This window comes from Achromobacter sp. 1011811831 (assembly GCF_059760905.1).
This window is the reverse complement of the sequence record NZ_JCBANG010000007.1, coordinates 1-21,116: the sequence shown is the minus strand read 5'-3', so window position 1 is coordinate 21,116 and position 21,116 is coordinate 1. Positions and strand designations below refer to the sequence as shown.

General features: G+C 69.2%; 18 protein-coding genes. 6 read left to right on the top strand and 12 right to left on the bottom strand.

Features of this window, described 5'->3' with window-relative positions:
• Positions 1 to 99: 99 nt before the first annotated feature.
• The gene (locus AC6LJ9_RS04560) at positions 100 to 921 is read left to right on the top strand and encodes a transporter substrate-binding domain-containing protein (RefSeq protein WP_498146596.1); all 822 of its coding nucleotides are present in this window, start codon (positions 100 to 102) and stop codon (positions 919 to 921) included.
• Between the two features lie 16 nt (positions 922 to 937).
• Positions 938 to 2,041 carry a mandelate racemase/muconate lactonizing enzyme family protein gene (locus tag AC6LJ9_RS04555; RefSeq protein WP_498146595.1) on the top strand — a complete coding sequence of 368 codons (1,104 nt, stop codon included), beginning with the start codon at positions 938 to 940 and terminating at the stop codon, positions 2,039 to 2,041.
• A gap of 74 nt (positions 2,042 to 2,115) precedes the next feature.
• Here the strand turns inward: AC6LJ9_RS04555 and folE are convergent, their stop codons facing one another.
• The 3 genes from folE to AC6LJ9_RS04540 all read right to left on the bottom strand — a co-directional run bounded on the left by folE (position 2,116) and on the right by AC6LJ9_RS04540 (position 4,833).
• Complete coding sequence (gene folE / locus AC6LJ9_RS04550) at positions 2,116 to 2,661, bottom strand: GTP cyclohydrolase I FolE (RefSeq protein WP_212318482.1); 546 nt, start codon at positions 2,659 to 2,661, stop codon at positions 2,116 to 2,118.
• A gap of 97 nt (positions 2,662 to 2,758) precedes the next feature.
• Positions 2,759 to 3,415 carry a response regulator gene (locus tag AC6LJ9_RS04545; protein WP_498146594.1) on the bottom strand — a complete coding sequence of 219 codons (657 nt, stop codon included), beginning with the start codon at positions 3,413 to 3,415 and terminating at the stop codon, positions 2,759 to 2,761.
• A complete protein-coding gene (locus AC6LJ9_RS04540; RefSeq protein WP_498146593.1) occupies positions 3,412 to 4,833 on the bottom strand; it encodes a cache domain-containing protein in 1,422 nt (473 codons plus the stop codon). The genes AC6LJ9_RS04545 and AC6LJ9_RS04540 overlap by 4 nt, the downstream gene beginning before the upstream one ends.
• Before the next feature lie 313 nt (positions 4,834 to 5,146).
• Between AC6LJ9_RS04540 and AC6LJ9_RS04535 the strand changes: the two genes are divergently transcribed.
• The 3 genes from AC6LJ9_RS04535 to AC6LJ9_RS04525 all read left to right on the top strand — a co-directional run bounded on the left by AC6LJ9_RS04535 (position 5,147) and on the right by AC6LJ9_RS04525 (position 8,256).
• Positions 5,147 to 7,234 carry a carbon starvation CstA family protein gene (locus tag AC6LJ9_RS04535; RefSeq protein ID WP_498146592.1) on the top strand — a complete coding sequence of 696 codons (2,088 nt, stop codon included), beginning with the start codon at positions 5,147 to 5,149 and terminating at the stop codon, positions 7,232 to 7,234.
• A 16-nt stretch (positions 7,235 to 7,250) separates the two neighbouring features.
• Positions 7,251 to 7,463: a YbdD/YjiX family protein gene (locus tag AC6LJ9_RS04530; protein ID WP_103274196.1), complete on the top strand. Its 213-nt coding sequence runs from the start codon at positions 7,251 to 7,253 to the stop codon at positions 7,461 to 7,463.
• A 313-nt stretch (positions 7,464 to 7,776) separates the two neighbouring features.
• Positions 7,777 to 8,256, top strand: a complete 480-nt coding sequence (locus tag AC6LJ9_RS04525; protein ID WP_498146591.1) for a hypothetical protein — start codon at positions 7,777 to 7,779, stop codon at positions 8,254 to 8,256.
• A gap of 66 nt (positions 8,257 to 8,322) precedes the next feature.
• On the opposite strand, the gene AC6LJ9_RS04520 is transcribed toward AC6LJ9_RS04525, so the two are convergent.
• From AC6LJ9_RS04520 to AC6LJ9_RS04510, 3 genes are all read right to left on the bottom strand, one after another.
• The gene (locus tag AC6LJ9_RS04520) at positions 8,323 to 10,422 is read right to left on the bottom strand and encodes a TonB-dependent receptor family protein (RefSeq protein ID WP_498146669.1); all 2,100 of its coding nucleotides are present in this window, start codon (positions 10,420 to 10,422) and stop codon (positions 8,323 to 8,325) included.
• 237 nt (positions 10,423 to 10,659) lie between these two features.
• Positions 10,660 to 11,589, bottom strand: a complete 930-nt coding sequence (locus AC6LJ9_RS04515; RefSeq protein ID WP_498146590.1) for a Dyp-type peroxidase — start codon at positions 11,587 to 11,589, stop codon at positions 10,660 to 10,662.
• Positions 11,590 to 11,707: 118 nt separating this feature from the next.
• Positions 11,708 to 12,907, bottom strand: coding sequence for an MFS transporter (locus tag AC6LJ9_RS04510; RefSeq protein WP_498146589.1), 1,200 nt, complete (start codon positions 12,905 to 12,907; stop codon positions 11,708 to 11,710).
• Between the two features lie 92 nt (positions 12,908 to 12,999).
• On the opposite strand from AC6LJ9_RS04510, the gene AC6LJ9_RS04505 reads away from it, so the two are divergent.
• Entirely contained in the window at positions 13,000 to 13,455 is a 456-nt protein-coding gene (locus AC6LJ9_RS04505; RefSeq protein ID WP_212318471.1) for an Lrp/AsnC family transcriptional regulator, read from the top strand.
• A gap of 53 nt (positions 13,456 to 13,508) precedes the next feature.
• Here the strand turns inward: AC6LJ9_RS04505 and AC6LJ9_RS04500 are convergent, their stop codons facing one another.
• The 6 genes from AC6LJ9_RS04500 to AC6LJ9_RS04475 all read right to left on the bottom strand — a co-directional run bounded on the left by AC6LJ9_RS04500 (position 13,509) and on the right by AC6LJ9_RS04475 (position 20,785).
• Positions 13,509 to 14,681 (bottom strand): metallophosphoesterase, encoded by a 1,173-nt coding sequence (locus AC6LJ9_RS04500; protein WP_498146588.1) that lies wholly within the window; start codon positions 14,679 to 14,681, stop codon positions 13,509 to 13,511.
• Between the two features lie 157 nt (positions 14,682 to 14,838).
• The gene (locus tag AC6LJ9_RS04495) at positions 14,839 to 15,987 is read right to left on the bottom strand and encodes an alpha-hydroxy acid oxidase (RefSeq protein ID WP_498146668.1); all 1,149 of its coding nucleotides are present in this window, start codon (positions 15,985 to 15,987) and stop codon (positions 14,839 to 14,841) included.
• A 245-nt stretch (positions 15,988 to 16,232) separates the two neighbouring features.
• On the bottom strand, positions 16,233 to 17,096 hold the full coding sequence (gene asd, locus AC6LJ9_RS04490) for an archaetidylserine decarboxylase (RefSeq protein WP_212322768.1): 864 nt from the start codon (positions 17,094 to 17,096) through the stop codon (positions 16,233 to 16,235).
• Positions 17,097 to 17,280: 184 nt separating this feature from the next.
• Positions 17,281 to 18,912, bottom strand: a complete 1,632-nt coding sequence (locus tag AC6LJ9_RS04485) for an ATP-binding cassette domain-containing protein (protein WP_212316095.1) — start codon at positions 18,910 to 18,912, stop codon at positions 17,281 to 17,283.
• A 256-nt stretch (positions 18,913 to 19,168) separates the two neighbouring features.
• Positions 19,169 to 20,038, bottom strand: coding sequence for an HpcH/HpaI aldolase/citrate lyase family protein (locus AC6LJ9_RS04480; protein WP_498146587.1), 870 nt, complete (start codon positions 20,036 to 20,038; stop codon positions 19,169 to 19,171).
• A gap of 24 nt (positions 20,039 to 20,062) precedes the next feature.
• On the bottom strand, positions 20,063 to 20,785 hold the full coding sequence (locus AC6LJ9_RS04475; protein WP_498146586.1) for a response regulator transcription factor: 723 nt from the start codon (positions 20,783 to 20,785) through the stop codon (positions 20,063 to 20,065).
• Between the last annotated feature and the right edge of the window lie 331 nt (positions 20,786 to 21,116).

Below are 21,116 nucleotides of genomic sequence, written 5' to 3'. Positions count from 1 at the left end.
GGGCGCGGCGCTTGCCGGACCGCGCCCGGCAGCACAGGCAAGCGCATGCGCCGCATGCCCATATCGCGGCATGCCCAGATATATAAACAGGAGACCACCATGCAACACCGCCACACCCGCAAGTCCGCCGTCCGCCTGGCCGGCGCCGCGCTCGCCGCCGTGCTGTCCCTGGGCCTGGCCGGCGCCGCCAGCGCCGACCAGTTGCAGGACATCCTGGCCGCCAAGAAGCTGCGCGTGGCCATCGACCTGGGCGTGCCGCCCTACGGCATGAAGGACGCCGCGCTCAAGTCCACCGGCTCGGACGTCGAGACCGCGCGCCTGCTGGCGCAGGACCTGGGCGTGGAGCTGGAGATCGTGCCGACCACCGGCGCCAACCGCGTGCCCTTCCTGCAGACGAACAAGGCCGACATCGTGATCTCCAGCATGTCGATCACGCCGGAACGCCAGAAGGTGGTGGACTTCTCGGTTCCCTATGCCGCCATCCTGGCCGTGGTGGCCGCGCCCAAGTCCATGACGCTGGCCAGCGCCGCCGACCTGTCCAACAAGAAGGTGATCGCCACGCGCGGCACCACCAACGACGCCGAGCTGACCAAGATCGCGCCGAAGGACGCGCAGATCATCCGCTTCGATGACGACGCCACCTCGATCACCGCCGTGGTCAGCGGCCAGGCCGACATCTTCGCCACCGCGCCGGCCCTGCTGCGCACCATCAACGAAAAAGCGCCGGCCAAGCAGATGGAGTCCAAGTTCGTCATGCGGCTGAACATGCTGGGCATCGGCCTGCGCAAGAACGAGCCGGCCCTGAAGGCCAAGCTGGACGGCTGGGTGCGCGACAACCTGCAGAACGGCAAGCTCAACGCCGTCTACAAGGAATTCCACGGCGTGAACCTGCCGCCCGAGGTGCAGGGAGCCAGCCGCTGAGCGGCCGGAGGCGACCATGGCACGCATCGCATCCGTGGAGATCTTCCTGGTCGACCTGTTGCCCAAGGTCGTGCGCACCGACGCGGTGCAGAGCTTCGAGCGGCAGGAAACGCCCATCGTGCGCATCACCGACAGCGATGGCGCGGTCGGGGTGGGCTACAGCTACACCATCGGCACCGGCGGTTCGGCCGTGGCGCGCCTGCTGGACGAGCACCTGGCGCCGATGCTGCCGGGCCGCGAGGCCGGCGACGTGGAGGGGCTGTGGCGCGAGCTGATGTATCGGGTGCACGCCACCACGGTGGGCGCGCTGACCTCGATCGCGCTGGCCGCCATCGACACGGCGCTGTGGGACCTGCGCGCGCGCCGCGCCGGCCTGCCGCTGCACCGGCTGGCCGGCGGCGCCAAGGACCGCATCCCGCTCTACACCACCGAGGGCGGCTGGCTGCACCTGCCCGCCGAGGCGTTGGTCGAGGGCGCGGTGCAGGCCCGCGCGGACGGTTTTCATGGCGTCAAGCTCAAGGTCGGGCGGCCCCACGTGGCCGAGGACGTGGCGCGCATCGCCGCCGTGCGCGAGGCCGTGGGCGACGACTGGGACATCATGGTGGACGCCAACCAGGGCTTTTCGGTGCCCGAGGCGATCCGCCGCGCGCGCGCCTTCGAGCCGCTGGACATCGCCTGGCTGGAAGAGCCGATCCATGCCGACGACGTGCACGCGCACCGGCGGCTGTCGGCCTCGACCACGGTGCCGATCGCCGTGGGCGAGTCGCTGTACAGCCTGTCGCAGTTCAAGGACTACCTGCAGAGCGACGCCTGTTCGGTGGTGCAGGTGGACGTGGGCCGCATCGGCGGCATCACGCCGTGGCTGAAGGTGGCGCACATGGCCGAGGCCTACAACGTGCCGGTCTGCCCGCACTTCCTGATGGAGATCCACGTGGCGCTGTGCTGCGCGGTGCCCAACAGCCGCTGGCTGGAATACATCCCGCAGCTGGACCTGATCACGCAGTCGGGCATGCGCATCGAGGACGGCCACGGCGTGCCGTCGCAGGCGCCGGGCCTGGGCCTGGATTGGGATTGGGCGGGGATCGAGCGCTTGGCGCGGCACCGCAGCCGCCACGGCTGATTGCGCGGGCCGGCCCGCCTGGAGCTGGACCGAGGGCCGGGCCTGGGCGGCCCGGCATCCGACAGCCGGAACCCTTAACGGATCAGGCTCAGGAACTCGGCGCGGGTGGACGGGTTGTCGTGGAATTCGCCCAGCATCACGGACGTGACCATGGACGAGTTCTGCTTTTCCACGCCGCGCATCATCATGCACATGTGCTGGGCTTCCAGCACCACGGCCACGCCGGCGGCGTTGGTCACCTGCTGCACGGCCTCGGCGATCTGGCGGCTGAGGTTTTCCTGGATCTGCAGGCGGCGCGCGTACATCTCGACGATGCGGGCGACCTTGGACAGGCCCAGCACCTTGCCATTGGGCAGGTAGGCGACGTGCGCCTTGCCGATGAAGGGCAGCATGTGGTGTTCACAGAGCGAATACAGCTCGATGTTCTTGACCAGCACGATCTCGCGCGTGTCGGACGTGAACAGCGCGCCGTTGACGATCTCGTCCAGGTTCTGCTCGTAGCCCCGGCACAGGTGGCGCATGGCCTTGGCGGCGCGCGCCGGCGTGTCGGCCAGCCCCTCGCGCGAGGGGTCTTCCCCCAATTCTTGGAGGATGGCGGTGTAGTGCTTTTCCATGGACATGGGAACTCCTGGCAATGCTGTGCTGGCCTGGCGGCCGAATCGGGTCGTCTGCCCGCAAGTCTACCGCAGCGCGGACGGGCGCCCGTGCCGATTGTTCTCAAAGCACGCGGTTCTCGACCGCGTACTTGATCAGCTCGGCCTGGCCGTCGATGCCGAGCTTGCGCTTGATGTTGAGCCGGTGGGTTTCCACGGTGCGCACCGACAGGTTCAGCGCCTGCGCGATCTGCTTGTTGGCATGGCCCTCGGCGATGTGGCGCAGCACGTCGCGCTCGCGCTGCGTCAAGAGGGTGGCGGGCGCGCTGGCCTGCGACAGCCGCACGGCGACGGCGGCGCTGAAATAGCTGCGGCCGGCCATGACGGCGTCGATGGCGGTGATGATTTCCTGCGCCGGCTCGTCCTTGAGCAGATAGCCGCGCGCGCCGGCGCGCACCGCCTGCAGCATGTATTCCGGGTTGTCGTGCATGGACAGCACCAGCACCGCGATCTGCGGATAGCGCTCGTGCAGCTGCGCGGCCAGTTCCAGTCCGCCCACGCCGGGCATGTTCAGGTCCATCAGCGCCAGATGCGGCAGGGCGCCGCCGTCCGGATCCTCGGCCAGGCAGCCGCGCAGGAAGGCGAGCGCGGCGGCGGCGTTGCCGGCCTCGCCGATCACGGCCAGGCCGGGCACGGTCTCCAGGCGCAGGCGCAGCCCGTCCCGTACCAGGGGGTGGTCGTCGATCAGCAGCAGGCGGGTGGTTTCGTTATGGCGGGTCATGCGTCGTGGGTCGGAGAGGGGGCGCCGGCCGCCGGCAGCGGCAGCCAGGCTTTCAACAGGGTGCCCTGGACGCCGGAATGCAGCACCAGGGTGCCGGACAGGGCCGCCATGCGCTCGCGCATGTTGCGCAGGCCGATGCCTCGGCGCGGATCCTGCTGCACTTCGGCGTGGTCGAAGCCGTGGCCGTCGTCGGCGATGCTCAGGGTCAGGTCGCGCGCGCCGTAGGTCAGCACCATCTCGGCGCGGGTGGCGCCGGCGTGGCGCAGCACATTGGTCAGCGCTTCCTGGGTGACGCGGAACAGCGCGGTGGCGTAGGCGTCGGGCAGCTTCACCGGGTGGCCGTCGGTGTGCAGCCGCACCGCCAGCGGCGTCACGCCGTGCTGGCTGGGTTGCGAGAATTCGCGGCCCAGGTGTTCCAGCGCGGCGGGCAGGCCCAGGTCGTCGAGCAGGGTGGGGCGCAGATTGTGCGAGATGCGGCGCACCTCGCCCACGGCATTGTTCAGCCGGTCCAGCGCGCCGCCCAGCGGGGCATCGATATGGGCCAGCGCGCGCGGCTCGGCGCCCAGCGCCTGGCGCAGCCGCTCGCGTGCCGCCTCCAGCGACAGCTTGATCGACACCAGCACCTGGCTGATGCCGTCGTGCAGCTCGCGCGACAGGCGCGCGCGCTCGTCTTCCTGGGTCCGCACCAGCTGCCGCGCCATCAGGCGCAGCTTGGCGTCGGACTGGCGGTGGTCGCTGATGTTCAGCGCCAGCCCGCAGGCGGCCACGCCCAGGATGCAGACGGCGGCGATGCCGGCCACCCAGGCGAACATGTCGCGGATGTTGGCCTGCGCCGCCGCGTCGATGCGCTGCAGGGCCTGGTTGACGTCGTCCAGGTAGATGCCGGTACCGAGCATCCAGCCCCAGCGTTCCAGCACCACCACATAGCCGAGCTTTTCCTCGTTCTGATGGGTGGACGGCCGTTCCCATAGATAGTGCACGGCTTCGCCGTGCTGGCCGCCGCGCCGGGCCGCGGCCAGCAGGTTCTGGATCACGGGCTGGCCCTGGGTGTCGCGCAGGTCCCAGAGTTCCTGGCCCACCAGTTCCGGTTGGCGCGGGTGCATCAGGTTCCTGCCCTGCAGGTCGTAGACGAAGAAATAGCCGTCGCGGCCGAATTCCATCTGCGCCAGCAGGTCCAGCGCGCGCTGGCGCGTGGCCGGGTCGTCGCCGGCCTCCTGCAGCGGCGCGACCGCGCTGTAGGCCAGGCTGACGTAATGGCGCAGCTCGCTTTCCTTGCTGCCGAGCCAGGCGGTTTCCACCACCTGCTTTTCCATCTGCGCCAGCTTGAGCCCCTGCAGGTAGACGGCGACCGTGATGGCGGCCATCGCCGCCAGCAGGGGGACGGCGGCCAGCAGCAGGATCTTCAGGCGCAGTTTCATGGGAACGGTAACAGGGCGGAGCGTGGAATGTTGCGTTGCGTCATTCCCGGGCCGGGCGACGATTGCAGGGTTTAGGTCGGAAATTGCAGGGATTACCGCATTTTATGCTGCGGCGCATTGCGTAGTACTACGTAGCGGCATTGCGTAGTTCCGCGCTTGTTGGCGCCTGGGCAAACCGAAATACTAACGCCCGCGCCGACATTGGCGCCGGGCGGACGCGTGCGTAAGCCCACCCACCACAACGAGTCTGCCTTCCGCGAGACGAAAAAAGCGTTTCACGCCAAAAGCATGGCGGGAGGCTAGAGGAGCACTTATGCAAACCAGCAGCAAGGGACTGGGTGAACACCTGGTCTGGCTGGCTGTCGCGGTACTGGGCGCGTTCGCGCTGGGCACCGTGGCGTTGGCCAGAGGGGAAACCATCAATGCGCTATGGGTGGTGATCGCCGCCGTATGCGTCTATCTGATCGCGTACCGTTACTACAGCCGCTTCATCGCCAAGAAGGTCTTCCAGCTGGATCCGACGCGCATGACGCCGGCCTGGAAGCACAATGACGGCCTGGACTACGTGCCCACCAACAAGCACGTGCTGTTCGGCCACCACTTCGCCGCCATCGCCGGCGCCGGCCCGCTGGTCGGTCCCGTGCTGGCCGCGCAGATGGGCTACCTGCCCGGCATGCTGTGGATCCTGGCCGGCGTGGTGTTCGCCGGCGCCGTGCAGGACTTCACCATCCTGTTCATCTCGACGCGCCGCGACGGCCGCTCGCTGGGTGATCTGGTCAAGTCCGAGCTGGGCAAGGTCCCGGGCGTGATCGCGCTGTTCGGCGCCTTCATGATCATGGTCATCATCCTGGCCGTGCTGGCGCTGATCGTGGTGAAGGCGCTGACGCATTCGCCGTGGGGCACCTTCACGGTGGCCGCTACCATTCCCATCGCGCTCTTCATGGGCGTGTACCTGCGCTACATCCGTCCGGGCAAGATCGGCGAAGTGTCCATCATCGGCTTCGTCGGCCTGATGGCCGCCATCGTGTTCGGCCAGGACGTGGCCGCGCATCCCGTGCTGGGCCCGCTGTTCGACTTCGACGGCAAGGGCCTGACCTGGATCCTGATCGTCTACGGTTTCATCGCCTCGGTACTGCCCGTGTGGCTGCTGCTGGCCCCGCGCGACTACCTGTCGACCTTCCTGAAGATCGGCACCATCGTCGGCCTGGCCATCGGCATCGTCGTGGTCGCGCCCGAGCTGAAGATGCCCGCGCTGACCCAGTTCGTCGACGGCTCCGGCCCGGTCTGGTCGGGCAACCTGTTCCCGTTCCTCTTCATCACCATCGCCTGCGGCGCGGTGTCGGGCTTCCACGCGCTGATCTCCTCGGGCACCACGCCCAAGCTGATCGAGAACGAAACCCAGGCCCGCTACATCGGCTACGGCGGCATGCTGATGGAATCCTTCGTCGCCATCATGGCGCTGGTGGCCGCCTGCGTGATCGAGCCGGGCATCTACTACGCCATGAACAGCCCGGCCGCCGTCATCGGCACCACGCCGGACCAGGTCGCCCAGGTGGTGTCCAGCTGGGGCTTCGTGATCACGCCGGCCGACCTGGTGCAGACCGCCAAGGACGTGGGCGAGAGCACCATCATCTCGCGCGCCGGCGGCGCGCCGACGCTGGCCGTGGGCATGGCGCACATCCTGCACCAGGCCATCGGCGGCCCGTCCATGATGGCGTTCTGGTATCACTTCGCCATCCTGTTCGAAGCGCTGTTCATCCTGACCGCCGTCGACGCGGGCACCCGCGCCGGCCGCTTCATGCTGCAGGACCTGCTGGGCACCTTCGCGCCGTCGCTCAAGCGCACCGAGTCGCTGCCGGCCAACCTGATCGCCACCGGCCTGTGCGTGGCGGCCTGGGGCTACTTCCTGTACCAGGGCGTGGTCGATCCGCTGGGCGGCATCAACACGCTGTGGCCGCTGTTCGGCATCGCCAACCAGATGCTGGCCGCGATCGCGCTGACGCTGGGCGCCGTGGTGCTGTTCAAGATGAAGCGCGAGCGCTACGCCTGGGTCGCCGTGCTGCCGACGCTGTGGCTGCTGGCTTGCACCCTGACCGCCGGCTGGCAGAAGATCTTCGCCGCCGACCCCAAGGTCAGCTTCCTGGCGCACGCCGCCAAGTACAACGCCGCCATCGCCGAAGGCAAGGTGCTGGCCCCGGCCAAGTCGCTGGAGCAGATGTCGCGCGTGGTGCTGAACGACTACATCAACGCCGGTCTGTGCGCGATCTTCATGTTCGTGGTGATCAGCACGGTGACCTTCGGCATCCGGGCCGCGCTGCGCGCCCGCGCCGAGAACCGCCCGACCTCGCGCGAAACGCCGTACGAACCGCTGCCCAGCGCCGCGGCGGCCGGCGCGGACTGAACCTGACGGAGGCCGCATGCTGTTTTCCAACATGACTTCCGCCGCCGGCGCCGCCGGCCGTTACCTGGGGCAGACGCTCCGGCTGATGGTGGGCGTGCCGGATTACGAAACCTATGTGGAGCACATGCGCGCCACCCATCCGGATCAGGAGCCGATGAGCTACGAGGCGTTCTTCCGCGAACGGCAGGACGCCCGCTACGGCGGCAAGAAGCGGATCGGCTGCTGCTGATTCCTTCGGGATTCCCCCCTGGGCGGCCTTCGGGCCGCCTTTTTTTATGCGCGCTATCCATGCAGCCTGCGTGGATCGTGGTCGAGTCCGCGCCGGACCCAAAGGAATGCCGGCGCGTATAGGAGTGGGTAATTCTGTCCGCGATTGATGTTCACGCATGCCCTCTGTATCTGGCTAGGATTCGAGCATGCGCCGAATTTCTAGGGTTGACCGGGTGTCTTGTTTCAGTTATTTCGTGAAGGGGCACGTGCCGCCGCGGCAGGTTCCAGCGCCGCAGCCCCCAGACCCACCACCACCACGATAGGAGGCGAGCATGAGCGAAACCACCATCAAGACCAAGGATCAAGTGCTTGGAGAGATCCGATACGCGCAGCGCCTGGCGCAGCGCACGGCGAGGCTGTATCGACGCATCCAGGCGTTCTCGACCTTTCTGGCGATACTTGGCGGCGCGGGCGTCATGTCGGCGATGAGCACTCGGTTTCCTGTCTGGGTGTCGATCTCGGGGGCCGTGCTCGCCGCCGTGTTCGGCGCGATGGTCATCGTCGTTCGTCCGGCCGACAAGGCGGCGCCGAATGAGCTGGACATCAGGAAGTACGACGAACTCCTGGCCAGGGCGCAGGGATTGAGCGCAGAGCAGATCCTGCCGCTGCTGGCCGAGGCCCGGAAGACGGATGCCGCTGAAATCGAGTCGCTGCGGACCATCGCCTACAACGATGTCATGAGCGAGATGAACCGCGACGATCAGAAGATCCGGCCCAATGCCTATCAGGCGATGCTGGCCGCCATCGCCTGACCGGCGCGGGCGCGCCCGAGCGGAAGTCACCGTGCGCGCGGCGGCGCGCGCACGGCATCCTGCGCTTCAATACGCCAGGCGTGCCTGCACGTACACCATGCGCGGCGCCCCGGCCATGCGGCCGGCGTTGCCGTCCACGTTGCGGGTGTAGTAGCCCCTGTCCAGCAGGTTGTTCACGCCGAGCGTGAACTCGTTGCCCTTCCAGTTGGGGTTGCGCCACACGACCTGGGCGTTCCAGATCTGCATGCCCGGAATGCGCCCGACGCGCGCGTCGGGCGTTTCCTCGCCGGTGTTGGCCGCGTCCGAGAACTGTCCGCTTTGCATCGTGGTGGACAGGTTCCAGGTCCAGTCGCGGGTCTGATAGCGCGTGCCCAGCGTGCCGGTGTTGCGCGCGTAGAAGGGCACGTCCAGCCCCGAGAATTCACCGGATTTCTGCTTGGCCCGGGTATATGTGTAATTGGCGTAGACGCTCAGGCCCGCCAGCGGGCCGGCGCGGTCGAAGGCGTATTCCAGCGCGGCCTCCAGGCCGATGTGGTCGGTCGCGCCCAGGTTGCGGAAGGTGGCGGGCGCTACGCCCGGCACTTGCAGGATCTGGTTGTCGAACTTGATCTTGAAAGTGGTCAGTTCCGCCTTGACCTGGTCATTGTTCAGGCGGGCGCCGGCCTCCAGCGTCCTGGCGACTTCGGGCTTGAGCGGATTGGCGTCGGACTGCGAGTTCAGCTGCGTGTTCTGCACCGGGCCGAACGAGGTGCCGTAGTTCGAGAACAGCGTCAGCGCGGGCGTCAGCAGATAGGCCACGTTCAGGGACGGCAGCGCCTTGGTGTTGCGGCTGTCGTACCGGCTGTCCGCGCCGCGCAGCTCTCGCTGCGAGGTGATGCGCTCGTAGCGCAGGCCCGGCGTGATGCGCCAGTCGCCGGCGCTGATGCGGTCGTCGATGTAGACGGCGTGGGCGTCGGTCGCGTTGTCGTAGGTCACCGTCGGCGTCCTGCGGCCGCTGGACAGGATCTCGTTGTAGGCGCGGTCGTCGCCGCGTTCGCGCAGAAAGCGGTAGCCGACCGTCACGTCATGCGTCGTGGGACCGAATTCCAGGCGCTGCGTGTAGCGCGGCTCGATGCCCAGCGTCTGGTAGCTGCGCGGCTGGCGGGTGATCTGTGTGCGAGCATCGTTGATGAGCGTGCTGGCGCGGCGGCTTTCGTTGTAATAGACGCGCACTTCCACTTCGCTGGTGTCGGACAGCGTGTTCAGGTAGCCAACGTCCACGGCCTTGCGGTCGCCGTTCCAGTAGTCCGTCGGGCGGGTGTTCTGGAAGCGGTCCTGCCGGTATTGGGCCACCGTCAGGCCGCCGGGCGTGCGGGACTTGACGTCGTAGTACGACAGCTTGCCGTAGACCTCGGCGCCGTCGCCCAGCTGCTGGCGGAATTTGAGGGCGACGTCATTGACCCTGTCGCGGCTGCCTTCGCGCCAGTTGGTGCCGCTCAGGCCCGAGTACAGCAGGGCCATGCCGAAGCCGTTGTCCAGACTGCTGCCGATGAAGGCGCTGTACTGGGTGTTGTCGCCGCCGCCGCGCGTGTAGATGTTCTGGCGCACAGTGGCGTCGGCCGTCAGGCCGGGCGCGGTCGGAATCGGCCGGGTGTTGAAATTGATGATGCCGCCGACGTTCTGCGGCCCGTAGCGCACGGCGCCGCCGCCGCGCACGACATCGATCGACTCGATGTTCGCCAGGCTGACCGGCGCGAACGAAAGCTGGGGCTGGCCGTAGGGAGCGACCGCCATGGGAATGCCGTCCAGCAGTACGGTCGAGCGGGGCGTGTAGCGGCCGGTCAGGCCGCGCACTCCGATGTTCAGCGAGATCGCGCTGCCGGCGGTGCCGGAGTTGTCGGTCGATTGCACGCCGGGTATGCGCCGCATCACGTCGCCGATATTGGTCGCGCCGGTATCGGCGATGTCCTGGCGCTCCACGACGGTGCGCGCGCCGGCGTAGCTCTGCACGCTGTTTTGCAGGCCCGAGCCGAGCCAGTCTCCGGTGACCTGGATGGATTCCAGCGTGTCCGGCGATGGCTTCGCCTGATCCTGCGCCGAGGCCGTGGCGGCCAGCGTCAGGCTGAGTCCGGCGATGCCCGCGAGGGCGAGCCAGGCCGGTTCCGGCCGTTGTTTCCCGTGCCGCATGCGCGCCTTGCGCGCGGGTTGCGGCTGTTCCCAAGCTGCCTGTGGACGTACTTTCAAGATTTCCCCATGAATTGAAATAATATTCCTATTACAAATAGGAACCATTCGCAATTTATAGGAAAAGCGAGGTCGGAAACAAGGGAAATCTTGCGGTCGGATTCCGCCAGTCTCATCCGAGCAACATCCCGCCGGCGCGGGATGGGGGGCGCCCCGGCCGGCGAGTGCCGGGGCAGCGGCTTACTCCCCGGCGTCGTCCAGGAAATCCGCCGGCGGCACGAAATACAGCGAGCCGGTCACGGCGCGGCTGACGTCCAGCAGACGGTCGTAGTTGCCCGGCGGGTTGCCCAGGAACATGTTGTCGAGCATGCGCTCGATGCGCATGGGCGAGCGCGCGTAGCCGATGAAGTAGGTGCCGAACTCGCCCTTGCCGGCGTCGCCGAAAGGCATGTTGTCGCGCAGGATGGGCTGTTCCTCGCCACCCTTCTCGATCACGGTCAGCACGTTGTGTGCGTAACTGGGCTTGGCCGCGTCGTCCAGCTCGACGTTGGACAGCTTCTTGCGGCCGATGATCTTCTCCTGCTGCTCGACCGGGATCTCGTCCCACTTCTTCATGTCGTGCAGGTATTTCTGCACGATGACGTAGCTGCCGCCCTTGAACGCCTCGTCCTCGTCGCCGATCAGCGTGGCGTCGCGGGCGGCCTGGGCCACCGGGTTTTCCGTGCCGTCGACGAAGCCGAGCAGGTCGCGGTCGTCGAAATACTTGAAGCCCTGGGCCGTGTCGGCCACCGTCACCGCGCCGTCCAGCCGCGCCATGATCAGCGTGGACAGCTCGAAACAGAGGTCCATGCGCTCGGCGCGCAGGTGGAACAGCAGGTCGCCGGGCGTGGCGGGGGCGTGGTGCACGCCCTTGATCTCGCGGAACGGATGCAGTTCCTTCGGGCGCGGTGCGCCGAACAGACGGTCCCAGGCCTGCGAGCCGACGCCCATGACACAGGACAGCGTGTCGTCGGCGGCGCGCACGCCCACGCTGCGGGTCAGGCCGGCGATATCGGCGCACAGGCCGCGCGCGGCGGCCTCGGCGTCCGGGCCGGGGTTGAGGGTGGCCACCAGGAAGATGGCGGAACGGGTCAGTCGGGCGTCGACGGCTTGGGGCGTGGTGGCGGTCACTCTGTCTTCCTTGATAGTGATGGGCGCGGCGATGTCACGGAGCCGCGCGCAACGGCAGCATAGCCGAGTCGGACGAAAAAAAGCCCCGCTGGACGGCGGGGCCTGGAGGCTGGGCGCTTCAGGCGCTGGCGCGGGCTTCGGTGCCGCCTTGAACGCGCGCGGCGCGGCGCGCGTTCAGGCGCCAGTGCAGTCCCAGCGCGGCGACCGCGACGGCGCCGCTGGCGGACAGGGCCAGCGTGCCGAAGCCGGCGTGGGTGTACAGCGTGCCGGCGACGGCGGTGCCCAGGCTGGCGCCCAGGTAGGTGACGCAGGTGTTCAGGCCCAGCACCGCGCCGCGTTCCTCGGGGCGGGCGCGCGACAGCAGCAGCACCAGCAGGTTCAGGCACAGCTGCGAGGCCGCGCCCCAGACGGCGGCGACCATCAGCACGGCCGGCAGCGCTTGCGCGGCGGGCAGCAGCGCCAGGTAGACCAGCGCGGCGGCGCTCAGCGCCAGCGGCAGCGCGCGGCGCGGGCCCAGGCGCTCGATCAGCCGCGCGCCCAGCAGGCCCGACAGCATGAAGCCGGCGCCGTAGGCGAAGGCGATGAAACCCACCTGTCCGGCCGACAGCGCCAGCAGGCGGCGCACGTGGTCGGCCAGGAAGGCGTAGACGCCGTAGAAGGCGGACGAGAACGCCAGACAGCCCAGCAGCAGCGCCGGCACGTCGCGGTATGACAGCGGCGCCAACAGGCGCGACAGGCGCAGCGGCGCGGGGTGGGCGGCGCGGCGTTCGGGCAGGCGGCGCAGGCCCAGCAGGGCGATGGCGGCGCACAACGCCAGCACGCCATAGGTGGCGCGCCAGCCGATGGCGTCGGCAATCAGCGCCGACAGCGGCACGCCGGCCACCAGTGAGACCGACCAGCCGGCGATGACGCGGCCCAGCGTGCGCGCCTCCTGGCCAGGCTGCGCGATCAGCGAGGCCGAGCCGTAGGCGGCGGGCAGGATGACGCCGGCGGCCGTGCCGGCCACGGCCTGGGCCAGCGTGAGCGCCAGCCAGTGCGGCGCGGCGGCGGACAGCAACAGCGCGGCGATCAGCGCCAGCATGCCGCCCAGCAGCGTGCGGCGAATGCCGATGCGGTCGATGCGCGCGGCCAGGAAGAAGGCGCTGGCGGCGGTGGCGGCGCCATAGGCGGAAATGGCCGTGCTGATGGTGAGCGGGGTGGTCGAGAACGACCGGGCCACGTCGGAAAGAATGGGGCTGAGCGCCAGGCCGTTGGATCCCACGACGCTGACGGCGAACATCAGGGCGGGGACGGGGCTGCGGGTGTTGCGGTTCTGCATCCGCGGAATTTTATTGGAATAAAATAAGGGTTTACACCGATAATCCTTTATTCCATAAAAGTTCGAACGCCATTAGGCGGAACGCAATTCCAATGTCAGATCTCGACGACCGCGACCGAAAACTATTAACGCTGCTGGCCGCCGACGCCACGCCCAGCTATGCCGAACTGGGCAAGCTGCTGAACCTGTCCGCGCCCGCCGTGCACGAGCGCGTCAAGCGCCTGAAGCGCGACGGCCAGATCAAGGGCATCGCCGCCAGGCTCGACGGCGCGAAGATCGGCCGGCCGCTGCTGGCCTTCGTCCACGTGGACACCAACAACTGGACCATCACCCAGCAGGTGCTGGGCCTGGCCGAGCTGAACGAGGTCGAGGAAATCCACACCATCACGGGCAAGAGCGCCATGCTGCTCAAGGTGCGCGTGAGCGATACCCAGGCGCTGGAGCAGCTGCTGGCGCGCATCCACAAGATCGAAGGCATCACCAACACCACTAGCGACATCGCGCTGACCAGCTACCTGGAACGCGGGCCATTGCCGGATGACGCCTGAGCGCCGGCCCGCCAGGGAGCGTGGCGATCAGGCCCGGGTTGGCCGGTGCGTCGTCAGCCCCGGGGGCCTGGCGCGGCGCGCAGCCGCAGTCGCGTGATCTCGGATGGCGCGCCCAGCCGCTTGGGCGGTCCCCAATAGCCGGTGCCGCGGCTGATGTAGATCCACATCTTGCCGTGCCGATGCAGTCCGGCGGTATAGGGCTGCTGCAGGCGCACGAAGAATCCCCAGGGAAAGAACTGCCCGCCATGCGTGTGGCCCGACAGCTGCAGGGTATAGCCCAGCGGCTCGGCGGCGGCCGCGCTGCGCGGCTGGTGCGCCAGCAGGATGCGCGGCCAGGCATCGGCCGGCGCGCCGGCCAGGGCCGCCGCCGGATTGCTGCGCTGGTGCGGATCGAAGGCGCCGGCGCTGTAGTCGGTGACGCCGGCGATGATCATCGGCAGTCCGGAAGGATGGATCAGCGCGTGCTCGTTCATCAGCACGCGCAGCCCCATGCGGCGGAACTCGGCGACCCAGGGCGCGGCGCCCGAATAGTATTCATGGTTGCCCGTCACCAGGTACACGCCATAAGGCGCGCGCAGTTGGCCCAGCGGGCTGGCCTGCGCGGCCAGCTGTTCGACGCTGCCGTCGACCACGTCGCCGGTGATGGCGACGAGATCCGGCGATTCCTGGTTGACCGCGTCGACGATGGCCTGCACGTAGCGCTTCTTGATGGTGGGGCCGACGTGGATGTCGCTGATCTGCACGATGGTGAAGCCGTCCAGGTCGGGCGGCAGGCCGGCGATGGGCACGTCCACCGTGACCACGCGGGCGCGCCGGCGCGCGTTGACGAAGCCCACGATGGTGGCGGCCAGCGCCAGCGTCGCCACCCACCAGGCCGAGGCCTGCCGCAGCGCGGTCCAGCCCAATTCCAGGCCCGCCAGGCTGGCCAGCCACAGGATCAGCAGCAGCGCGTCGCGCAGCACGGTGAAGACGAACAGCGATGAGAACAGGCCCATCGCGATCAGCCCGACCCAGGCGATCCGGTCGCCCCAGGGCGGCCGCGCCGAGGACCGGGCCAGCATGCCCAGCGGGATCAGGGTGCAGGACAGCACCAGCGCCAGCACGGCGGCGGCCGCGCCGGGGCCGTGATGCAGTCCGTCGGGGATGAGGCGGGCGCCGACGTAGAGGTGGGCCAGCGCGCCCAGTGTGAGAAAACGCAGGAAAAACGAGGATTGGCGTAGGGACACGAGGCGACACCGGAGCGCCCGCGAGGCAGGCGCGTAGCAAGGGAACTGCCATTCTATGCCCCGGAGATGTCCAGGGGGCCGTGGCGTTCGCGCCAGCGGGTTGCGACAGGCGCGTGGCGTCGCGGCGACAGGCGCCGCGCGCGCCGGCATGGCGGAGTCAGCGCCCGGGCAGCTCGTCGCGGCGCAGCAGGCCGGGATGCAGCTCGTCGAGCCGGTTGATGCCGAGCATGGCCATGTTGCGGTCGACCTCGGCGCGCAGCAGGCCGATGGCGTGCGCCACGCCGGCCTCGCCGCCGACGGCCGCCGCGTAATTGAAGGGCCGGCCCACGAACACGCAGCGCGCGCCCAGCGCCAGCGCCTTGAGCACGTCGCCGCCCCGGCGCACGCCGCTGTCCAGCATCACCGGCATGTCGCCGGCCGCGTCCAGCACGCCCGGCAGCGCCAGCAGCGGCGGCACCGCGCCGTCGAGCTGGCGGCCGCCGTGATTGGAGACGATGATGCCGTCCACGCCATGCTCGCGCGCCAGCGCCGCGTCGCCCGGGTGCAGGATGCCCTTGATGACCAGCGCGCCGGGCCATTGCCGGCGGATGCGGGCCACGTGTTCCCAGCTCAGGTGGTCGCGGGCCGAGAAATCGCGCAGCACCGAGGCCGACAGGATGGGCGCGCCGCGCGTGGCGAAGGAGTTCTCGAAGTGCGGCATGCCATGCGCCAGCAGTGTGCGCAGGAAGGTGCCGGCCAGCCAGCGCGGCCGGGTCAGGCCGTCCCAGGCCAGCCGCAGGCCGGGCTTGAGCGGCGTGGAGAAGCCGGTGCGCACGTTGTTCTCGCGATTGGCGGACACGGGGATGTCCACGGTCAGCACCAGGGTCTCGTAGCCGGCCTTGCGGGCGCGTTCGACCAGCGCGTCGATGCGGGCCGGGTCGCCGGGCAGGTAGGCCTGGAACCAGGTGCCGGGCGCGGCCTGGATCACATCCTCGAGCGGAATCAGCGAGGTGCCGCTGAGGATGGCGGGGATGTTGGACGCCCGCGCGGCGCGGGCCTGGGCGATGTCGCCGCGATAGGCCGACAGCGCGCTCAGGCCCATGGGCGCGATGCCGAACGGCGCGTCGTAGCGGCGGCCGAACAGGTCGAACTGCTGCGAGCGGGCCGACACGTTCACCAGCACGCGCGGCACGAAGCCGTAGCGCGCGAACGCGTCGCGGTTGGCGCGCAGCGACTGGTTGTCCTCGGCCGCGCCGGCGATGTAGCCGAAGATGGGGCGCGGCAGGCGCCGGCGCGCGGCCTGCTCGAAGTCGTCCAGCGACAGCATGCGCGCCAGGGCGCGGGGCAGGGGGCGGGCGGAGGAGGTGACGGTCATGGCGGGCGGCGCGCGTTGGGGAAAGCCCCATAATCTAGCGCCGTCGCCGCCAGCCCGATAGCGAATAAAACCGGAATGGCGGGTTCGCCGAAAGGAAACAAGCCGGGCGGTCCGAGGGCCGTGCGCGCGTCAGGCACGGACAGCCCGAAGATGGCGCGCCGTGGCGTTCGGCGCCGGGCATGCCGGCGCGTCATGCCTCAGGTCGGCAAGGCCAGCAGCTCGCCCATGCGGACCGGGCCGCGCACCGAGGGCGTGTCGGACCAGCGGATCTTGCCGGGTCCGAACAGCACGATGGCGGTGGAGCCGAGCTTGAAGCGGCCCATCTCGGCGCCCTTGTCCAGCTGGATCGGCGCGCGCGCGTCGGCGTCGTAGCGCGTGGCCTTGACGCCGCGCTTGTGCGGCGTGACCAGGCCGGCCCAGACGGTTTCGATGGAGGCGACGATCATGGCGCCGACCAGCACCAGCGCCATGGGGCCATGCTCGGTGTCGAAGATGCAGACCACGCGTTCATTGCGCGCGAACAGGCGCGGCACGTTGCGGGCCGTCAGCGGGTTGACGGAGAACAGCCGGCCCGGCACGTGGACCATTTCACGCAGCGTGCCGGCCACCGGCATGTGGACGCGGTGATAGTCGCGCGGCGACAGGTAGATGGTGGCGAACTCGCCGCCCTGGAACGGCGCGGCGCGCTCGGCGTCGCCGCCCAGCAGGTCGGCCAGACCGTAGCTGTGGCCCTTGGCCTGGAAGATGCGGCCGTGCTCGATGGCGCCCATCTGGCTGATCGCGCCGTCGGCCGGGCACAGCACCGAGCCGGGCTCGTCGTCCAGCGGCCGCGCGCCGTCCTTCAGCGCGCGCGTGAAGAAGTCGTTGAAGCAGTCGTAGGCCAGCGCGTCTTCCTGCTCGGCCTCGCTCATGTCGACGCCGTAGCGTTGCACGAAGCGCGAGATCATCCAGTTCTTGACCGCGGGTTCCCGGCAGTCGGATGCGTATCCGAACAGGCGCGACACCAGGTGGTGGGGCGCGAGGTACTGGCTGGCGAGAAAGAGCTGGTCTTTGATGGGCATCGGCAGGGGGGGAAATAGCAGCGTCCCGCAAGGGGCGGGACGCGATGGAAGGGGCGCGCCGGCGGGGGCGCGCAATGGGCGCGATTGTAACCTGATCGGCCCGGCGCGGCGTGTGGAACCAGACCCGAGCCAGACCCGGGCCGGACCCGCGCGAGGTCCGCGCCAGGCCGGGCGGCGGGCGGCTTCAGGCCGCCTTGGCCGACAGCTTGGTCTGGTACAGCCAGGCCTTGTAGTCGTCCAGGTCGCCGTCGAAAGGACGCACCTGGCCGTCGGCCACGATGATGAACTGGTCGGTGCTGGCGCGCAGCAGGTGGCGGTCGTGCGAGACCAGCACCAGCGTGCCCTCGAACTGCGCCAGCGCGCTGGTCAGCGCCTCGCGCGTTTCCAGGTCCAGGTGGTTGGTGGGCTCGTCCAGCAGCAGCAGGTTGGGGCGCTGCCAGACGATCAGCGCCAGCGCCAGCCGCGCCTTCTCGCCGCCGGAGAACGGCGTGATCGGGCTGGTGGCCATGGCGCCGTTGAAATTGAAACTGCCCAGGAAGTTGCGCAGCTCCTGCTCGCGCACATTGGGCGCGAGCTTGGTCATGTGCCACAGCGGCGATTCGTCGTGGCGCAGCATCTCGACCTGGTGCTGGGCGAAGTAGCCGATGGACAGGCCCTTGTTGAACTGGGTGTCGCCGGCCAGCGATTGCAGTTCGCCGGCGATGGTCTTGATGAAGGTCGACTTGCCGGCGCCGTTGATGCCCAACAGGCCGATGCGCTGTCCGGCCTGCAGCGAGAAATTGATGCCGGACACGATGATCTTCTCGGACACGGCTTGCGTGTCCTCGTCGACGTTGCGGTAGCCGGCCGACACCGCGTCCATGGTCAGTAGCGGGTTGGGCGCGCGCAGCGGCTCGCGGAACTCGAAGGAGAACTCGGCGGCGGCGCGCAGCGGCGCCACTTCCTCCATCCGCGCCAGCGCCTTGATGCGGCTCTGCGCCTGGCGCGCCTTGCTGGCCTGGGCCTTGAAGCGGTCGATGAAGGACTGCAGGTGCGCGCGTTGGCGCATCTGCTTTTCCATCATGCCCTGGGCCAGCACCAGCTGCGCGGCGCGCTGGCGCTCGAACGACGAGTAATTGCCGGAATAGCGCCGCAGCTTGCGCTCGTCGATGTGCACCACGACGTTGACCACTTCGTCCAGGAAGTCGCGGTCGTGCGAGATGATGAGCAGCGTGCCCGGATAACGCTTGAGCCAGTCCTCCAGCCAGATGATGGCGTCCAGGTCCAGGTGGTTGGTGGGCTCGTCCAGCAGCAGCAGGTCGGACGGGCACATCAGCGCCTGCGCCAGGTTCAGGCGCATGCGCCAGCCGCCCGAGAAGCTGGTCAGCGGCAGCCGCATCTGTTCCTGCGTGAAGCCCAGGCCGGTCAGCAGCTGCTCGGCGCGCGAGTGCGCGGTGTAGGCGTCGGCGTCGGCCAGCGCGGCGTAGATCTCGGCCATGCGCAGGCCGTTCTCGGCGCTTTCCGGCTCGGCTTCCAGCGCGGCCAGCTCGGCCTCCAGCTGGCGCAGCGTGGCGTCGCCGTCGATGGCGTATTCGATGGCCGGGCGGTCCAGCGCCGGCGTTTCCTGGGCCACGTGCGCCATGCGCCAGGTGGCCGGGTAGTCCAGGTCGCCCTGGTCGGCGTGCAGCACGCCGCGCAGCAGCGCGAACAGGCTGGACTTGCCGGCGCCGTTGGCGCCGATGAGGCCGATCTTGTCGCCGGGGTTGAGCAGCAGGTCGGCTTTGTCGAGCAGCGGCTTGACGCCGCGCGCGAGGGAAACTTGTTGGAAGCGGATCATGGTCGAAGCGGAAACTGGGGCGGGCCGGCGCGGTTCCGCCGCGCACGACATGGCGCGCATGGCGGGATGCCGGGCGCGGGATTCCTGCCTGGAGTTCAAGCGGCCCGCGCGCGGAACGGCACGGCGCTGGGCCTGGCGCCGTGCCGCGAAGTGCGGCGTCGTGCGCGTGAGGAACCGTATTGTACCGGGCCGGCGTGGCAATGCCGTTGCAGGGCTGGCGTGGCGGTATGGACGAGGGCGAGCGCGCGGTGCGCGCTCAGGCGGCGGCGATGGCGGCGGCCAGCGCCAGCACGCGTTCGGCTTCTCGCGCGTGCAGGTTCTCGACCAGCGAGCCGTCCACCACCGCGACGCCGTGGCCGGCGGCCTGGGCGTCGCGCCAGGCCTGCAGCCGCTTGCGCGCGGTGGCGATTTCTTCATCGCTCGGCGCATAGGCCGAGTTGGCGGCGGCGATCTGGCGCGGGTGGATCAGCGTCTTGCCGTCGAAGCCCTGGTCGCGGCCTTGCTCGCAGGCCAGCGCCAGGCCGGCGTCATCGGCCAGGTCCAGGTGCACGCCGTCCAGCGCCGCCAGTCCGTGGGCGCGGGCGGCCATGACGGCGAGCGAGCGCGCCAGCAGCGTTTCCTCGCGGCCCGGCGTGTGGCGCGCATGCAGATCCTTGACCAGGTCCGACGTGCCCACGACCAGGGCCGCCAGCCTTGGATGGCCGGCGATGGCGTCCAGCCGCAGAAAGCCCAACGGCGTTTCGCACATGGCCCACAACGGCAGGTCCGCGGGCGCGCCGGCCGCGTCCAATGCCCGCGCCAGCGCGTCCAGCTGGGCCGGGTTTTCGACCTTGGGCAGCAGCACGGCGTCGGCGCCGGCGGTGGCGATGGCGCGCACGTCGTCCAGTCCCCAGGGCGTGTCCAGCGCGTTGATGCGCGCCACGCATTCGCGCCGGCCGTAGCCGCCGGCCTGCAAGGCTGCGGCCACCTGCGCGCGCGCCAGCGGCTTGGCGTCGGGCGCGACCGCGTCCTCCAGGTCCAGGATCAGCACGTCGGCATCCAGGCCGCGGGCCTTGTCGAGCGCGCGGGCGTTGGCGCCGGGCATATAGAGCGCGGAGCGGCGGGGGCGGGCAGTGGCGGGATTCATCGCGGTGTGGCGGGCGTCGCGGGTTCAGGCCTTGGCCTTGACGCCGCCCACGATCTGCACGGGCGTGGTGCAGACGTAGCCGACGCCGTAGACCGTGCGTATGCCCATGTCGCCGCCGGCCAGCGCGCGCAGCTTGCGGCGCAGCCGGTGCATGTGGGCATCCAGGCGGTGGGTGTCATAGGCCTCGGCGCTGGCGCCCAGCGCCTCGACCAGGCGGCCGCGCGTCAGCGGCAGCGGCGCGGCCTGGATCAGCGCGCCGAGCAGGCGGCTTTCGGTGTCGGTGATGTCGACGTTGACCTGCGTCGGCGACAGCAGCTGGCGGCGCGCCGGATCGAAGCGCCACACGCCTTCGGCGCGCGCGGGATCGGGCGAGGGCACGACGCGCAGGCGGCGCGACAGCGACACCAGCGTGGCGCCCAGCTCGGCCAGGTTGACGGGCTTGGTCAGGTAGTGGTCGGCGCCCAGGCTCAGGCCCGAGACCTTGTCCTCGCTGAGCAGGCGGCCTGTGAGCATGATGATGCCCATGGCCGGATAGGTGGTGCGCAGATGCGAGACGCGGCTCAGGCCGTCGCCGTCGGGCAGCATCGCGTCCAGCACCAGGATGCCCGGCGTCACGGCCAGCAGCAGCTGGTCCAGTTCGGACAGCGAGCCCGCGGTGAGGATGGCTTCGCCCAGGCCGAGATCCTGGATGTACTCGGCTATGGTGTCGCGCCAGTCCCCATGATCGTCGACGATGATGATGGTCACGGCGCCGGACAAGCTAGCGATGTGGCCGACGTGGCGTAACGCGCTCCCATGGCAAACACTCTTTCCGCTCCTTTCATGCCTGCGTTCTTATTTATTGGGATGTCTTGCACGCTCGATGGCAGCCGGGCCGCGCTCGCGACGCGCTCCGGTTTTGACGCAAGCGGAGAATATCATCAACGCCACCGGGGCGACGCGACGCAAATCAAGCCTGCGAGCCATGAACGGGATTGTCCCGGATTGCTCAAAAAATGACCAGCCCGGCGAGCAGGCTGCGCAGCGCCGCCCGCCGGTGCTTGCCGCTCGCCTTATCCACAGAAACTGTGGATAAGGC

Excerpts from the sequence above, each read along its gene's own strand:
- AC6LJ9_RS04560 (WP_498146596.1), top strand. The coding sequence starts at position 100 with ATGCAACACCGCCACACCCGCAAGTCCGCCGTCCGCCTGGCCGGCGCC.
- AC6LJ9_RS04555 (WP_498146595.1), top strand. The coding sequence starts at position 938 with ATGGCACGCATCGCATCCGTGGAGATCTTCCTGGTCGACCTGTTGCCC.
- folE (WP_212318482.1), bottom strand. The coding sequence starts at position 2,661 with ATGTCCATGGAAAAGCACTACACCGCCATCCTCCAAGAATTGGGGGAA.
- AC6LJ9_RS04545 (WP_498146594.1), bottom strand. The coding sequence starts at position 3,415 with ATGACCCGCCATAACGAAACCACCCGCCTGCTGCTGATCGACGACCAC.
- AC6LJ9_RS04540 (WP_498146593.1), bottom strand. The coding sequence starts at position 4,833 with ATGAAACTGCGCCTGAAGATCCTGCTGCTGGCCGCCGTCCCCCTGCTG.
- AC6LJ9_RS04535 (WP_498146592.1), top strand. The coding sequence starts at position 5,147 with ATGCAAACCAGCAGCAAGGGACTGGGTGAACACCTGGTCTGGCTGGCT.
- AC6LJ9_RS04530 (WP_103274196.1), top strand. The coding sequence starts at position 7,251 with ATGCTGTTTTCCAACATGACTTCCGCCGCCGGCGCCGCCGGCCGTTAC.
- AC6LJ9_RS04525 (WP_498146591.1), top strand. The coding sequence starts at position 7,777 with ATGAGCGAAACCACCATCAAGACCAAGGATCAAGTGCTTGGAGAGATC.
- AC6LJ9_RS04520 (WP_498146669.1), bottom strand. The coding sequence starts at position 10,422 with ATGCGGCACGGGAAACAACGGCCGGAACCGGCCTGGCTCGCCCTCGCG.
- AC6LJ9_RS04510 (WP_498146589.1), bottom strand. The coding sequence starts at position 12,907 with ATGCAGAACCGCAACACCCGCAGCCCCGTCCCCGCCCTGATGTTCGCC.
- AC6LJ9_RS04505 (WP_212318471.1), top strand. The coding sequence starts at position 13,000 with ATGTCAGATCTCGACGACCGCGACCGAAAACTATTAACGCTGCTGGCC.
- AC6LJ9_RS04495 (WP_498146668.1), bottom strand. The coding sequence starts at position 15,987 with ATGCTGTCGCTGGACGACTTCGAGCAGGCCGCGCGCCGGCGCCTGCCG.
- asd (WP_212322768.1), bottom strand. The coding sequence starts at position 17,096 with ATGCCCATCAAAGACCAGCTCTTTCTCGCCAGCCAGTACCTCGCGCCC.
- AC6LJ9_RS04485 (WP_212316095.1), bottom strand. The coding sequence starts at position 18,912 with ATGATCCGCTTCCAACAAGTTTCCCTCGCGCGCGGCGTCAAGCCGCTG.
- AC6LJ9_RS04480 (WP_498146587.1), bottom strand. The coding sequence starts at position 20,038 with ATGAATCCCGCCACTGCCCGCCCCCGCCGCTCCGCGCTCTATATGCCC.